At 36.4% G+C, this 14,791-nt stretch carries 16 protein-coding genes and 5 pseudogenes; 19 read left to right on the top strand and 2 right to left on the bottom strand.

Annotated elements, in window-relative coordinates:
- The first annotated feature begins 350 nt into the window (after positions 1 to 350).
- Both aadK and AC0OMU_RS00230 read left to right on the top strand, forming a co-directional pair.
- Positions 351 to 1,205, top strand: a complete 855-nt coding sequence (gene aadK, locus AC0OMU_RS00235; RefSeq protein ID WP_181219838.1) for an aminoglycoside 6-adenylyltransferase AadK — start codon at positions 351 to 353, stop codon at positions 1,203 to 1,205.
- A gap of 226 nt (positions 1,206 to 1,431) precedes the next feature.
- Positions 1,432 to 1,935: a DinB family protein gene (locus tag AC0OMU_RS00230; protein ID WP_015384182.1), complete on the top strand. Its 504-nt coding sequence runs from the start codon at positions 1,432 to 1,434 to the stop codon at positions 1,933 to 1,935.
- 230 nt (positions 1,936 to 2,165) lie between these two features.
- Here AC0OMU_RS00230 and AC0OMU_RS00225 read toward each other — a convergent pair.
- Positions 2,166 to 2,291: pseudogene (locus tag AC0OMU_RS00225) on the bottom strand (TetR-like C-terminal domain-containing protein); the annotation flags it as partial.
- Here AC0OMU_RS00225 and AC0OMU_RS00220 point away from each other — a divergent pair.
- The 14 genes and pseudogenes from AC0OMU_RS00220 to AC0OMU_RS00155 all read left to right on the top strand — a co-directional run.
- Positions 2,290 to 2,423: pseudogene (locus tag AC0OMU_RS00220) on the top strand (sigma-70 family RNA polymerase sigma factor); the annotation flags it as partial. The pseudogenes AC0OMU_RS00225 and AC0OMU_RS00220 sit on opposite strands and share 2 nt — an antisense overlap.
- Before the next feature lie 166 nt (positions 2,424 to 2,589).
- Positions 2,590 to 2,745: a hypothetical protein gene (locus AC0OMU_RS00215; RefSeq protein WP_014477443.1), complete on the top strand. Its 156-nt coding sequence runs from the start codon at positions 2,590 to 2,592 to the stop codon at positions 2,743 to 2,745.
- A gap of 45 nt (positions 2,746 to 2,790) precedes the next feature.
- The gene (locus AC0OMU_RS00210) at positions 2,791 to 3,162 is read left to right on the top strand and encodes a YrdB family protein (protein ID WP_080030741.1); all 372 of its coding nucleotides are present in this window, start codon (positions 2,791 to 2,793) and stop codon (positions 3,160 to 3,162) included.
- A gap of 230 nt (positions 3,163 to 3,392) precedes the next feature.
- On the top strand, positions 3,393 to 3,959 hold the full coding sequence (locus tag AC0OMU_RS00205) for a cysteine hydrolase family protein (protein WP_014480365.1): 567 nt from the start codon (positions 3,393 to 3,395) through the stop codon (positions 3,957 to 3,959).
- 387 nt (positions 3,960 to 4,346) lie between these two features.
- Positions 4,347 to 4,553, top strand: a complete 207-nt coding sequence (locus AC0OMU_RS00200) for a GNAT family N-acetyltransferase (protein ID WP_015384181.1) — start codon at positions 4,347 to 4,349, stop codon at positions 4,551 to 4,553.
- A gap of 51 nt (positions 4,554 to 4,604) precedes the next feature.
- Positions 4,605 to 5,840 (top strand): cytochrome P450 family protein, encoded by a 1,236-nt coding sequence (locus AC0OMU_RS00195; protein WP_474240805.1) that lies wholly within the window; start codon positions 4,605 to 4,607, stop codon positions 5,838 to 5,840.
- 271 nt (positions 5,841 to 6,111) lie between these two features.
- Positions 6,112 to 6,386, top strand: a pseudogene (locus AC0OMU_RS00190) (barstar family protein).
- A 285-nt stretch (positions 6,387 to 6,671) separates the two neighbouring features.
- Positions 6,672 to 7,145 (top strand): azlBCD operon transcriptional regulator AzlB, encoded by a 474-nt coding sequence (gene azlB, locus AC0OMU_RS00185; RefSeq protein WP_015483475.1) that lies wholly within the window; start codon positions 6,672 to 6,674, stop codon positions 7,143 to 7,145.
- A gap of 12 nt (positions 7,146 to 7,157) precedes the next feature.
- A complete protein-coding gene (azlC, locus tag AC0OMU_RS00180; RefSeq protein ID WP_336154049.1) occupies positions 7,158 to 7,922 on the top strand; it encodes an azaleucine resistance protein AzlC in 765 nt (254 codons plus the stop codon).
- Positions 7,919 to 8,251 carry a branched-chain amino acid transporter AzlD gene (azlD, locus tag AC0OMU_RS00175; RefSeq protein WP_041517953.1) on the top strand — a complete coding sequence of 111 codons (333 nt, stop codon included), beginning with the start codon at positions 7,919 to 7,921 and terminating at the stop codon, positions 8,249 to 8,251. The genes azlC and azlD overlap by 4 nt, the downstream gene beginning before the upstream one ends.
- Before the next feature lie 164 nt (positions 8,252 to 8,415).
- Positions 8,416 to 9,738 (top strand): branched-chain amino acid transport system II carrier protein, encoded by a 1,323-nt coding sequence (brnQ, locus tag AC0OMU_RS00170; RefSeq protein ID WP_015384175.1) that lies wholly within the window; start codon positions 8,416 to 8,418, stop codon positions 9,736 to 9,738.
- 175 nt (positions 9,739 to 9,913) lie between these two features.
- Entirely contained in the window at positions 9,914 to 10,141 is a 228-nt protein-coding gene (locus tag AC0OMU_RS00165) for a molybdopterin-dependent oxidoreductase (RefSeq protein ID WP_474240807.1), read from the top strand.
- A gap of 84 nt (positions 10,142 to 10,225) precedes the next feature.
- A pseudogene (locus tag AC0OMU_RS00160) lies at positions 10,226 to 10,312 on the top strand (hypothetical protein); the annotation flags it as partial.
- A gap of 57 nt (positions 10,313 to 10,369) precedes the next feature.
- A pseudogene (locus AC0OMU_RS00155) lies at positions 10,370 to 10,540 on the top strand (hypothetical protein); the annotation flags it as partial.
- Between the two features lie 161 nt (positions 10,541 to 10,701).
- Here AC0OMU_RS00155 and gltR read toward each other — a convergent pair.
- Positions 10,702 to 11,586, bottom strand: coding sequence for a glutamate biosynthesis transcriptional regulator GltR (gene gltR / locus AC0OMU_RS00150; RefSeq protein ID WP_041517952.1), 885 nt, complete (start codon positions 11,584 to 11,586; stop codon positions 10,702 to 10,704).
- A gap of 357 nt (positions 11,587 to 11,943) precedes the next feature.
- On the opposite strand from gltR, the gene AC0OMU_RS00145 reads away from it, so the two are divergent.
- The 3 genes from AC0OMU_RS00145 (at position 11,944) to AC0OMU_RS00135 (ending at position 14,694) form a co-directional block, all read left to right on the top strand.
- Positions 11,944 to 12,333 (top strand): tautomerase family protein, encoded by a 390-nt coding sequence (locus AC0OMU_RS00145; protein WP_015384173.1) that lies wholly within the window; start codon positions 11,944 to 11,946, stop codon positions 12,331 to 12,333.
- A gap of 288 nt (positions 12,334 to 12,621) precedes the next feature.
- The gene (gene czcD / locus AC0OMU_RS00140; protein ID WP_474240804.1) at positions 12,622 to 13,569 is read left to right on the top strand and encodes a CDF family zinc transporter CzcD; all 948 of its coding nucleotides are present in this window, start codon (positions 12,622 to 12,624) and stop codon (positions 13,567 to 13,569) included.
- A gap of 87 nt (positions 13,570 to 13,656) precedes the next feature.
- The gene (locus AC0OMU_RS00135) at positions 13,657 to 14,694 is read left to right on the top strand and encodes a flavin-containing monooxygenase (RefSeq protein WP_474240803.1); all 1,038 of its coding nucleotides are present in this window, start codon (positions 13,657 to 13,659) and stop codon (positions 14,692 to 14,694) included.
- Positions 14,695 to 14,791: the final 97 nt, after the last annotated feature.

The raw sequence follows: 14,791 nt of genomic DNA, 5'->3' as shown, positions 1-14,791 counted from the left end.
TAAAATTTACTCAAAAACTCGTATTCGCTTAAATATATCGTTTTCCTTCTTTTTGTCAATCTCTCATACCAGTTAACATGACGATAAAGCAGGGGGGGATTAAAGTGTGTCAAAGATAGTGTCGTCCCATGGCGGCTCTACAAAAAACTGAATATTTATGTAGTCCTTCAAAGTTGATATCTTATTTTGAGATGTCTTGCATCTTAATTTTGAATGATATATAGGAGAACTTCATGTAAAATAAAGCTTAGAAGAATACATCACATTCAAGAGTAAAAAAATCTATAAGACGTACAGATCAATATTCGGTTTTACAGTTAGATATTAAGGCTGAAACGGAGGAACATGTAATGCGAAGTGAGCAGGAAATGATGGACATTTTCTTGGACTTTGCTTTGAACGATGAGAGAATCCGATTGGTCACTTTGGAAGGGTCGCGTACAAACAGAAATATCCCTCCTGACAACTTCCAAGATTATGACATCTCGTATTTTGTAACTGATGTAGATTCTTTTAAAGAAAATGATCAGTGGCTCGAAATCTTTGGGAAGCGCATTATGATGCAAAAACCAGAAGATATGGAGCTTTTTCCTCCCGAATTAGGTAATTGGTTTTCATACATCATTCTTTTTGAGGATGGCAACAAATTAGATCTAACCCTTATTCCAATTCGTGAAGCAGAAGATTATTTTGCTAATAACGATGGTTTGGTTCAGGTCTTGCTCGATAAGGATTCGTTCATCAACTATAAAGTGACCCCAAATGATCGCCAATACTGGATGAAAAAACCGACTGCAAGGGAATTTGATGATTGCTGTAATGAGTTCTGGATGGTTTCGACTTACGTAGTAAAAGGACTAGCAAGAAATGAAATCCTTTTTGCCATTGACCATTTAAATGAAATTGTACGTCCTAATTTATTGAGAATGATGGCCTGGCATATCGCATCTCAGAAAGGGTATTCATTTAGTATGGGGAAGAACTATAAATTTATGAAACGGTACCTTTCAAATAAAGAATGGGAGGAACTCATGTCTACATATTCTGTGAATGGGTATCAGGAAATGTGGAAGTCTTTATTTACTTGCTATGCATTATTTAGAAAGTATTCAAAAGCTGTATCAGAAAGTCTTGCATATCAGTATCCTGATTACGATGAAGGCATCACTAAGTATACGGAAGGTATTTATTGCTCAGTAAAGTGATAAGAATATAGGATTGTCTTCATATGATATTTGATTCTCGCTGACAATGGAGACCAAGGAGTCACCATGTTTGTAAAAAGATGCGTAAATCATTACGTTTAAGAATGTCTACGCATTTTACTATGATTATTCTTGTCCAAAATTTTTGTTCTTTTTAACGAAAAGAGGCATTATAATTAACCTATAGGTACATTGAAAAAACAAAAGAATAAAAAGGAGGATTTTTGTGTTTCAAACCTTAGACCATTTTTTGAAATCTTGGGAGTTCGAAGCAGATGCTACACAGAAACTATTAAATAGTCTAACTGATGAATCACTTAAACAAGAAATAACTTCACAAAATTGGACTCTAGGCCGTATTGCTTGGCATACTGTTGCTGCCATTCGCATCATTACCTCAAACACAGACTTAACGTTCCATGCCCCAGCTGAAGATTATCCTGTTCCAACTTCAGCTCAGTTTATAGCTGACAGCTATCATCAAGCCAGTAATGCATTTGTACAGGCATTAAAAACCCAATGGACTGACCATACACTTCAAGAATGTATCAACTTTATCGGACAACAATTGCCTAATGGTTCACTTTTGATGTTTTTAATTCAACATCAAAATCACCATCGAGGACAAATGACTGTTCTTATGAGACAAGCAGGTTTAACTGTTCCAGGTATTTATGGTCCAGCAAAAGAAGAATGGGCAAAATTTGGTTTGGAAGCCCCGAAAATGTAATCAACCTTTTTATAAAAAAGTTACGCTATGACAACATATAAGAAGATGTTTTGATCTATCTTTTTTCAAAACATGTTCTTTTTTTGTTCGTTTACCAATGATAAGAACATATTCGAATCATTTTTATTCCAAACACTTCAAATGACAACGTTCTTCCGCTTTATTGTTGGCCTATTCCCAACGATGTAAGTATAATTTTTAATGCTGTCAAATCTTCTAGATACACATATCTATAGATTCCTCTCTAACAAAACCCCCACTTTTTCTGCCATCACTCGAGGTGGGTAAGGCATTTCGTTTTTCAACCACCATTCGACTAATCCTACGTATGCATTTGCAACAAATTCAGCAACGATCTATGGTTCAGAAATTCCAATGAAACATTCAGGTGTTGCTCAATTTGGAATAGAAGCAGCTGCGCCAAAAGGAGAAAGAGTCTAGCTGAGTTGCAACAAATGGATATAAGAGAGGAACGTCTTCTCAAAAGGGAAGGCAGATTATTACTGTAATTCATACAATGAGTAAAGCCTCCCAGCGATAAGCGAGGTCAACATTCAGCTTTTATGGTATATTCATTACTTCGTTCGACAAATTCTGCAAATTGTAGACAACTTCCTGATTATTTGGATAATTAACTGGATAGGAGGGGAAAAGTTGTCATATTTCATTATACTTATCATCGTTCTATTAATCGGAGCATTGGTAACAGCAGCAGTCGGTATCATCTCTTCAAAAGTAGAGGTAATCTCGCCGAAAACTACAATAGAATCTAAAGAGGAAGAACAGAAAAGTTTTTATACGCTGAAATAAAGCAGAGAAAGAGCATCTCCTACGGGGGTGTTTTTTATAGAGGAGTTGGAAAAACTGAATCAGACTAATTTACTTTTAAGATTCACCCTTGAAATCGCTGCACTAATCTCCTTAGGGGTGTTTGCTTGGATAAGCTTTAATGGTTATTTTAAATATGTTTTAACTTTGGTTTTACCTATTGCAGTTATGATTGTCTGGTCTGTATTTGCAGTACCTAATGATCCTAGTCGAAGTGGACAAACTGTAATAGCTGTAAAAGGGATAACAAGGTTAGTTATTGAATTATTGATCTTTGCAATGGCTGTTGCAGCGCTTTATTTTAGTCATTTAAAACCAGTTGGTATTGTCTTTTTATGTCTAATAATACTCCACTACATCTTTTCAGCTGAGCGTATCAAATGGCTTCTAAATCAATAGTTTCTAATTTCGGCACTCGTTATTAGAGTGCTTTTTATCATTCTCTGTAGAGCCAGTGATTCTCAGATTAGATTATTGAAGGTTAACGGCTTGGGCACAGTTGCAGTTTAGAACGCATTTTCCAATAAAGAGGGCGCTTATTTGAAATTCATCATTAAACAATTGTACAAAAGTAAAATTTGTATTTAAAATGTAGTAATAAATAGAAATTCTACGTAGGAGGCTATCTTGTGGAAGAAAAGAAAAAAGCTTTAATCATTGTGGATGTGCAAAAAGCCTTTGATGATAAAAAATGGGGGGAACGAAATAACGTAAAGGCGGAAGAAAACATTAGTAAAATACTAAAATTATGGAGAGAAAAAGGATGGACAGTCATATACATACAACACACTTCTGATAAACCTCATTCTTTATTCCATCCAAAGAATGAAGGGTTTGCGATAAAGGAAATAGTTAAGCCTATGGATGAAGAAGTCATTATAACCAAGACAGTAAATAGCAGCTTTATTGGAACGAATTTAGAAGAATTCTTAAAATTAAATGAAATAACAACTGTAGTCATAACTGGTTTAACCACGCCTCACTGTGTATCAACAACCACAAGAATGAGTGGTAATTTAGGGTTTGATACATACCTGATTTCAGATGCAACAGCAGCCTTCGGAATGAGAGACCAAAATGATACATATTATGATGCGGCGACTATTCATAATATATCTCTAGCTACATTGCATGATGAATTTGCCACAATATTGACAACTGATCAATTAATAAATGATTTTATAAAAACTCACTGATGAAAAACATTTTGCACAGTAAAACGGCAGGCGCCTTTCCAATAGGAAGGGCGCTTTAATTCGCCTGCTTTACTTGCTCAAAGGAGATGTATCAATGTTTCTTTATCGACAAGCAAGGGCAGATGAATGAAGCAAAGTGGCAAAGCTATTCCATGAATCTTTCAATCAATATCCTTTTATGGATTTACTCGTAAAACGCGAAAAAAAGATCATTCATTTATTTTTCAAATGCATAAAGTACTGACAAGAGCATATTTTAAAAAGCATTTCTTTTTTGTTGACATTCAGAATGGTGAAATTGTTGTTGCCGCTCTATTAAAAACATCGTGATAAACCCGACATTAACTTGATCGATTATATAGCAGCAGGGGGGGAACATTAATCAAAATGAGGCTAAAAAAATCTTCCAAATCCTTAAAAGAGCCGGCATGGTATTTAGAAGTATTAGGAGTTTCGCCATTTTATCAAGGAAAGAGTTTGGGCAGCAAAATGATTAATGACTGTCTGATATCTTTTATTTCAAAATGCGGGGGCGGCATTTTGGCACTTATCATGAATAATGATCTCAATAGATCATTTTACAAATCGTACTGATTTTATATTTAAAGATTAACATAACCTTTCATAAAGATGGAGGTCGAATGAATGTCTTCAAAAGAAAAAAATAGTGTAACCATTTTGACGGAAAGTCAATTGTCTTCGAGAGCATTTAAAGATGAAGCGTATGAATTTTATAAAGAATTGCGAAAATCACAGCCTCTCTACCCATTATCTTTAGGAGCTCTGGGGAAAGGCTGGCTCATATCGAGATATGATGATGCAATACATTTATTAAAGAATGAAAAATTAAAGAAAAACTATGAAAATGTAATAACCGCAAAAGAAGAGAACCGTCCTGTTCTGTTGAAGAATGAAGAGCCTTTAACAAAGCATATGCTTAATTCAGATCCCCCGGATCACAATCGTTTGCGAACTCTTGTTCAGAAAGCATTTACTCATCGGATGATTCTGCAGTTGGAAGACAAAATCCAACATATAGCAGATTCTTTATTGGATAAAGTACAACCCAACAAACTCATGAACCTAGTAGACGATTATGCGTTTCCTTTGCCGATTATCGTGATAAGTGAAATGCTTGGCATTCCCCTAGAAGATCGTCAAAAATTCAGAGTGTGGTCGCAAGCAATTATTGATTTTTCAGATGCCCCTGAAAGACTTCAGGAGAATGACCACTTGTTGGGAGAATTTGTTGAATATCTGGAATCCTTAGTTCGCAAAAAAAGGAGCGAACCTTCAGGAGATTTAATCAGTGCATTAATTCAAGCGGAAAGTGAAGGCGCACAATTAAGTACAGAAGAATTGTACTCGATGATTATGCTGCTTATCGTTGCAGGTCATGAAACAACCGTAAACTTAATCACCAATATGACATATGCTCTGATGTGTCACGGTGATCAATTTGAAAAGCTCCGCCAGCAGCCGGACCTGATGAATTCAGCCATAGAAGAAGCATTGCGGTTTCACAGCCCTGTTGAGTTAACGACTATTCGCTGGACGGCTGAACCGTTTATACTGCATGGGCAGGAGATTAAACGGAAAGACGTGATCATCATTTCTTTAGCATCAGCAAACCGTGATGAAAAGATATTTCCAAATGCCGACATATTTGATATTGAAAGAAAGAACAACCGCCATATTGCTTTTGGCCATGGCAATCATTTTTGCCTTGGTGCACAGCTAGCCCGTTTAGAAGCAAAGATTGCGATTTCCACCTTATTACTCCGCTGTCCAAATATACAGTTAAAAGGCGAAAAGGAACAAATGAAATGGAAAGGGAATTTTCTGATGAGAGCACTAGAAGAACTGCCGCTTAGTTTTTAATTTTTGGGGGATATGTGATTTTCAAACATATCTCGTTTTACTCCACAATTAGATTAAACGATAGTAAAAGCTGTAACATAAAAATTTGATATGATAGCTTTTCAAAAACAAAGTTTAGCATTATTTATGCCTACCGGGCATGAAAATGTCTTGCAAACACCAATAGTTTCCCCCTATCGGTGTTTTTTATTTGTTTTCAGCCTCATTTGGACAAACAGCTGTTACATAGAAAACGTTTGTTAAGATAAAATAATGGAGGGCATAGTTTCTGATGAGAAAAATAATGATAGATGGAAAAGACTTTGAAAATATAGAAGTTTTACATGATGTTTTAAAAGATAAACTAGACTTCCCAAACTACTATGGGAGAAATTTAGACGCTTTATGGGATTGTCTGACAGGGTGGGGGATTTGCCGCTCACTTTAGTCTTGATACATTTTGAGTTCAGCAATACATTTTTAGGTTCATACGCTGATGATGTATTAGAAGTTTTACAAGAGGCTCAAGAGGAACTAAAGGACGAGTTTAAAATAATAATAGAGTAGACCTTCTTTTCTGATTTTTTGGAATTGAATACATAGGCCAGCAATAGATATTCCATGTTATTCCTAGGAGGGACATGCATTTTTTTATTGTGGTTTACATAATTCTCCCATGACTTCTTTCTGATGTAAGTTAATTTAATTATGAGTTAATCGAGAGTAATTTTATTCTGTAAATAATCATTTAAAAGGATTTAAATTTAAATAATATTTGATTAACGAATAAAAATTCGTTATGATTTAAATCATATGAAATATAATTCTATTGAAGGTATTGGGGGTTATGAAATGGGTATTACGCTTGACGAAACTGATAAGGCCATTTTAAGAGAATTGCAGGAAGATGCTTCAATATCAAATTTAAATTTATCTAAGAAAATTGGGCTTTCACCATCAGCTTGCCTTGCAAGAACAAAGAACCTATTAGAAGCAGGTATAATTAAAAAGTTTACGACTATTGTTGATGAGAAAAAACTTGGAATCGAAGTCACAGCACTAGCTCTCATCAACTTATCACCTTTAAATAGGGAGACAATTCATTCATTTTTAGAGGATATAAACAAATTCCCACAGGTTCAAGAATGCTACACACTTACAGGAAGCCATGACTATATGCTTAAGATTGTGGCGAAGGACATGGAGAGTTATCGGAATTTTATCATTGATTCATTAATGCAGAACCCTGCTATTAGTGGAGTTGACACAAGCATAGTCATGAGTACAGAAAAAAGAACTGTCAGTGTGCCAATTGATGAAATGTAGGAGGTTGTTGATTTGAATAAAAATAAAGAATCGTTACATTTAAGCTCTCCTGCTATAAACACTCATATGAATAAGAGAAGTCAAATATGGGCTGCATTTCGTTCTGCATTCCCATATACAATTCCGATTTTTGCGGGGTTTTTGTTTTTGGGGATAGCTTATGGAATCTTTATGCATTCTTTGGGATTTAGCGCAATCTATCCAATCATCATGAGTTTTATGATATTTGCGGGCTCAATGGAGTTTGTTGCAGCGAATTTTTTACTTGGTGTGTTCAACCCTATGAATGCTCTTTTTTTGACGTTAATGGTCAATGCCCGGCATTTGTTTTATGGAATTTCCATGCTGGATAAGTACAGGGGGACTGGAAAGAAAAAGCTTTATCTGATTTTCGGAATGTGCGATGAATCATTTTCTATTAATTATACCGCTAATGTTCCGGCGAATGTTGACAAGGGCTGGTTTATGTTTTTTGTGACACTGCTTAATCATTTATATTGGGTCGCGGGGGCAGCGATAGGAGGTATTTTTGGGTCGTACGTGAAGTTTAATACCGAAGGGCTTGATTTTGTGATGACTGCTCTGTTTATTGTGATATTCATAGAACAATGGATGAAAGAAAAAAAGCATTACAGTGCTCTCACAGGGCTTGGACTTTCAGTAGCCAGTCTTATCCTTTTTGGCGGAAACCAATTTATTATTCCTGCTATGCTCGCCATTTTAGGGGTACTGACTGTTCTGAGAAAACCATTGGAGAAAGCTGAGGTTTCCGTATGACGATGACTATGATGCAGCAAATGATCACCATTGCAATGGTCGTGCTTGGAACAATGCTGACACGGTTCCTTCCATTCATGATTTTCCCGTCTGGCAAACCGACACCGAAATATGTACAGTATCTTGGCAAAGTACTGCCATCAGCGGTAATTGGGCTTTTGGTCATTTATTGTTTAAAAGATGTGAGTCTACTTTCTGGAAGTCATGGCATTCCTGAATTGGTTGGAGCAGCTGCAGTTGTACTGCTTCACTTGTGGAAGAAAAATATGCTTCTTTCCATAGCGGGGGGAACCGTTGTTTATATGGTTTTGGTGCAATTGGTTTTTTAACCGATATCGGAAACTATCAAAATGATCATGCTTTTTATTGAACTTGATAAAAATATATAAACTGACACAAGCTTATTTTGGAATCAACACTGTGCCAGTGCAAATAGCATCTGTAATGTTTCCTGGCTATTCAAGAAGTGTCTACTTTAATCGGAGGATGTATAATGTCAAAAAAAGTGTCTGCTTCCTATATCATCATTATAGGATTAATGCTATTTGCATTGTTTTTTGGAGCAGGAAATCTCATTTTTCCGCCTATGCTTGGTCAAATGGCTGGAAAAAATGTATGGATCGCTAATGCAGGTTTCTTAGTGACCGGAGTTGGATTGCCATTACTGGCTATAACAGCATTTGTTTTTTCGGGTAAACAAAACTTACAGTCGTTAGCCAGCCGTGTTCACCCGGTGTTTGGCATTGTATTTACGACGATTCTCTATTTGGCAATCGGGCCTTTTTTCGCTATCCCGAGATCAGGAAACGTATCGTTTGAAATTGGGGTAAAACCTTTTTTATCAAATGATGCAGGCCCTGTCTCATTGATCATATTTACAATATTATTTTTCGCATTGGCATGCTTGTTATCACTTAATCCTTCAAAAATCATTGATATAGTTGGAAAATTTTTGACGCCAATTAAGCTGACATTTATCGGATTGCTTGTAGTGGTAGCTCTTATTCGCCCAATTGGAACCATTCAAGCACCATCAAAAGGGTACACATCACAAGCGTTTTTTAAAGGATTTCAGGAAGGATACCTCACTCTGGATGCCCTTGTAGCATTTGTTTTTGGAATTATCATTGTGAATGCATTGAAAGAACAAGGAGCTTCTACCAAAAAACAGCTGATGGTTGTTTGTGCAAAAGCAGCCGCGATTGCAGCTGTACTCTTAGCAGTTATGTATACAGCCCTTTCCTATATGGGGGCTTCCAGCGTTGAAGAACTGGGGATTTTAGAAAATGGAGCAGAGGTTTTGGCTAAGGTTTCATCCTATTATTTTGGATCTTATGGTTCAATCTTATTGGGCTTAATGATTACAGTGGCGTGTCTGACGACAAGTGTCGGACTGATCACAGCGTGTTCTTCATTTTTTCATGAATTATTTCCGAACATTTCTTATAAAAAAATTGCTGTCGTTTTATCAGTGTTTAGTACGCTTGTCGCAAATATAGGATTAACCCAGCTCATTAAGGTGTCAATGCCTGTCTTACTGACGATGTATCCTATCGCGATTTCCTTAATATTTTTAACGTTTTTGCATTCTGTATTTAAAGGGAAGACAGAAGTGTATCAAGGCAGTTTATTATTCGCATTCATCATCAGCTTATTTGACGGTTTGAAGGAGGCGGGAATAAAAATTGAAGTTGTGAATCATATTTTCACTCAGATTCTTCCTATGTATAACATAGGGCTGGGGTGGCTCATTCCAGCTATTGCAGGCGGAATATGCGGCTATATACTGAGTATATTCCGAGCAAAAACAAGTTGATCAATCAACAGAAGCAATATCACTCATATCTGCAGGAAGGACAAAGTGCTTGTTCGCCGGTTGCATTGCTTATTAAATGTGTTCAACCAAATTTACAATCATCCTTCCTCTTGCTTCGCCTCTTCGTAAGGTAGGAAGAACATCCGGTAATTGATCAAGGAGTTTACAACCACGAATACTATTCGAAATACGAGAAAGACCTCTCCCTAGCAAAGGCGTTAAACCCAAACGTATTAATAGCTTTGGAAATTACAATGAGCCGTTAACTGTAGAGAGGGGTGGTCCTGTTCGGCTTGTTGTTTCCCGCTATTATGGAACTAATTCTACAAAATGGCTGACTCATTTGACTGTTTCAGGTTCCCGAAGCAACAGTGCTTTCACTGCCAAATATTATGTTGACTGAGAAGTAGTAGATGGACAACTAAAAGAGTCACCGGTATGGGCTGTTAGCCCAAACAGTATTATTGTACATCCGCAGAATGGACAATTGGTTAAACTCGAAGAGATTGATATTTTCGGTTGGACATGGGCAGAACATCCAATTGTAACAGTTGAAGTATCCACTGATGGAGGAGAGAGTTGGAAAGAAGCTCAAGTTAAAGGTCGTAAGAGTGTTGAGTGGCAGAAATTCTCTTTCCGTCGGCACCCGAAATCTGTAGGTGAATATTTAATAGTTGTGAGAGCGATTGACTCTTTAGGAAATAGTTAGCCTTTAACTTCAAGACGCAACCAAGTGTCTAGGGCAATGATCTTCGTTCAAAATTCTTTGAATGAGGAAAATCTACATTCTAATGTCGACTAGGTTTCACAATTCAGAGCAAAATCACGAAGAAAAAGCAAACTACATACCGAAGTTTGCTTTTTTGCTCTATACAAACAATGAGATGCGCCTATATTTTTATATCAGACAACTGATCAGAGGTATTTTGAGGCGAAGCCTGCCTTCCATTCATTTATTTACGATTAATCTGGCCTCTTTACCTGAAAATGATCCCTCATATGCGTTAAAAAAGCAGATAAAGCAGGGGTAATTAAAGTGTCTTTCCGCCTTATAAACATGGTTGATACGAAAGAATATTTGTCAGAGATAGTGTGGCTGCGGATGCGGCCTTCTTTTTCATGCGAAGCAATGATTGAACGAGGCAGCAGTGAAATCCCCAAGCCGGCGCTTACACAGCCAATGATCGCTTCAAGTATGCCAAATTCCATTAATTTTATAGGTAATAAACCTTCTTCTTGCAGGATATGATTGAGCTTTGCTCTGTAAGAGCATCCTTCACGGAATACAAGCATTGTTTGTGTTTGAACATCCTGAATGGAAGAAATCACAGGGTGTGAAGCGCTTGTAACAAGAACCATCTCTTCATCCAATACCTTTTCTTGAACTAAATCAGGGTGTTCAATAGGCCCTGAAATAAAAGCGCCGTTTAACTCATAATGTAAAACTGCTTGTATTTGTTGTTCCGTAGGACCGGTTACTAGGTTCAAATCAACATTTGGATAGAGGTTATTATAATGTGCAAGGAGTTGAGGAAGCCAAACTGCAGCTGTTGTTTCCATTGATCCTATACGCAGTGGCCCAGAAGGCGCGGATGATTCGCCCATGGCTGCTCTAGCTTCTTCAATCGTATGTAGAATTTTCTCTGAGTAAGAAACAAGAATTTGCCCTGGGGGAGTAAGTGTGATTCCACGACTATGGCGATAGAATAATTTTGTCTGTAAATCGTTTTCTAGTTGTTGTATCTTATTCGTTACATTCGATTGTGCATAATTTAAAGTCTGAGCAGCCTTGGAAATACTGCCTTCACGAGCAGTAGTGAGAAAAACCTGTAACAACTGAATATTCATGTAGTCCTCCATAGTTGATATCTGATTTTGAGATGTCTTCCATCTTAATTTTGAATTATATATGATAGCAGAGCTTCATGTAAACTAAAGCTTAGAAGAATAAATGATTTCTAGAGTAAGTGATAAGGTTATTTCAAAAAATGGTTAATTACTCGAAGTTGATTCTGTATATTGCCTATGGAAATACACATCATAACATAGGCTTGACTAACAACAGAATGAAGGGGTTATTGGAAAATTATTTTATTCTAATGTAGTAAGAATAAAAATGAACACATTTTATAGCAGCTGCTTGGAAATAGCTGACACATAACGAATGAAATTAAAAAGACTGTTGTAGTAGAAGGAGGAAATTTTATGCCATTACTTCGCTTTGACTTAATAGAAGGGCGAGATCAATCAAGTTTGAAAAAACTTTTAGATGTCGCTCACAATGTTGTAGTAGAGGCTTTTGATGTACCTCAACAAGACCGTTATCAAATTGTTCATGAACATCCAGAAAATCATATGATTATTGAGGATACTGGGTTAGGATTTAACCGAACTAAAAATCTTGTTGTTCTTTCAGTTACAAGTAAATCCCGACCAAAAGAGAAGAAACAAAAATTTTACAGGCTGTTAGCCGAAAGACTGGAATCGGAGTGTGGTATCGCATCAACTGATTTAATTGTATCTATTGTTGAAAATGATAATGCTGACTGGAGTTTTGGACTTGGTGAGGCCCAATTTTTAACAGGTAAATTGTAGTTGAATACTACTTTCAAATGCTTGATTGAAGAAAAGGATAGAGAAACTAGGTTAGCGGAGCAAACCATGGGTTCGCTCCGCTTTTTTATGTTTATAAGAGAATAATTAAGGAGGTATTGTGGATTTCTATAAAAAATATTTTGACATTTCAGTAAAGAGCAGATATATTTATATATGAACACATGCTCATATATAAATATTGTTTGCACCATGTTAGAATGCTTCATAACAGATTTGAAATAATAAATACATATGTATCAATAAACTTTAGTTAAGGAGGAGTTTTTTATGGGGCACAATCATAGTCACAATCATAATGAAGGAGCAAATAAAAAGGTTTTATTGATCTCTTTTATCATGATTACAGGTTATATGATTATAGAAGCTATAGGTGGATTTTTAACAAATAGTCTGGCGCTTTTATCTGATGCAGGCCATATGCTGAGTGATTCAATTTCATTAATGGTTGCCCTGATTGCTTTTACATTAGCTGAAAAAAAGGCAAATCACAATAAGACATTCGGCTATAAACGATTTGAGATTCTTGCAGCTGTGATAAACGGTGCTGCCTTAATTCTTATTTCTCTTTATATCATTTATGAAGCAATCGAACGCTTCTCTAATCCACCAGAAGTAGCAACAACCGGCATGCTTACAATTAGTATCATCGGGTTAGTTGTGAATCTATTGGTCGCTTGGATTATGATGAGTGGCGGAGATACAAAGAATAATCTGAATATAAGAGGAGCTTATTTACATGTAATAAGCGATATGCTCGGCTCTGTAGGTGCCATTTTAGCAGCCATACTTATCATCTTCTTTGGATGGGGCTGGGCAGACCCATTGGCTAGTATCATTGTGGCTATTCTTGTTCTAAGAAGCGGTTACAATGTGACTAAAGATTCCATTCACATCTTAATGGAAGGAACTCCAGAAAATATCGATGTCTCTGATATCATTCGAACAATTGAAGGGACAGAGGGAATTCAAAACATTCATGATTTACACATATGGTCTATCACAAGCGGATTGAATGCTCTTTCTTGCCACGCAGTTGTTGACGATCAACTGACCATTTCAGAAAGTGAAAATATTTTACGCAAAATTGAACATGAACTTGAGCATAAAGGCATTACGCACGTAACCATTCAAATGGAAACCGAAGCGCATAATCACGACAATGCGATCCTTTGTCAGGCCAAAATGGAGAAGCCGCGTGACCACCATCACCATTAAATTTTTTATCTAACTTTATAGTGAGGAGATCAACTAGCATTTTGCAGATTCTGTCTACTGACAATTTGAAATTGGCGGGGGGATAATGTGTACGACACTATAGTAATCGGGGCTGGTCAAGCAGGGATCTCGATAGGATATTATCTTAAGCAGTCCGATCAAAAGTTTATTATTTTGGATAAAAGTCATGAGGTGGGGGAGAGCTGGAAAGATCGGTATGACTCATTAGTTTTATTTACTTCTCGAATGTATAGCTCTTTGCCTGGAATGCATCTTGAAGGAGAAAAACATGGATTTCCTTCAAAAAATGAAATTGTTGCTTATCTAAAGAAGTACGTTAAAAAATTTGAAATTCCAATCCAATTACGGACAGAAGTAATAAGTGTCCTAAAAATAAAGAATCATTTCTTAATAAAAACAAATCGGGAAGAATATCAAACGAAGAATCTTGTCATTGCTACAGGTCCTTTTCATACCCCTAATATTCCACCAATATCAAAGGATTTAGCTGATGATATTAATCAACTACACTCATCACAATATAAGAATTCAAAACAATTGGCATATGGAAATGTACTAGTAGTTGGTGGTGGGAATAGTGGTGCTCAGATAGCTGTTGAATTATCCAAAGAAAGAGTTACATATTTAGCCTCTAGTAATAAACTAGTTTATTTCCCTTTAATGATCGGAAAAAGAAGCATCTTTTGGTGGTTTGATAAATTAGGAGTTTTAAATATAAGTCATACATCAATAGTAGGCAAATTCATTCAAAAGAAAGGTGATCCAATATTTGGGCATGAATTAAAACATGCAATAAAACAGAAGGAGATCATCTTAAAAAAAAGAGTCATTGCCGGAAAGCAAAATGAAATCATTTTTAAAGATTCATCTACATTAGAAGTAAACAATATTATTTGGGCTACGGGTTTTAGGAATCCCCTATGTTGGATAAATATAAAAGGTGTTTTGAATAAAGAAGGCCGAATCATACATCATAGAGGTGTTTCACCTGTAGAAGGATTGTACTTTATAGGTTTGCCTTGGCAGCATAAGCGAGGATCAGCGTTGCTTCAAGGCGTAGGAAATGATGCTGAATACATTGTAAAACAAATGAACGGTGAATAAACGAAGCAGAGCAGTAACTCACATGTTTACTGCTCTATTTTATTGTGAATAAGGGTAGCGAAGTGGAGATGCGCTTTCTCTTTTATTTAAGAAGGTA

It is taken from the genome of Bacillus sp. FAU18 (assembly GCF_056033885.1).
Note: the sequence above shows the minus strand (reverse complement) of the source record. Positions and strands in the feature narration are given on the sequence as shown.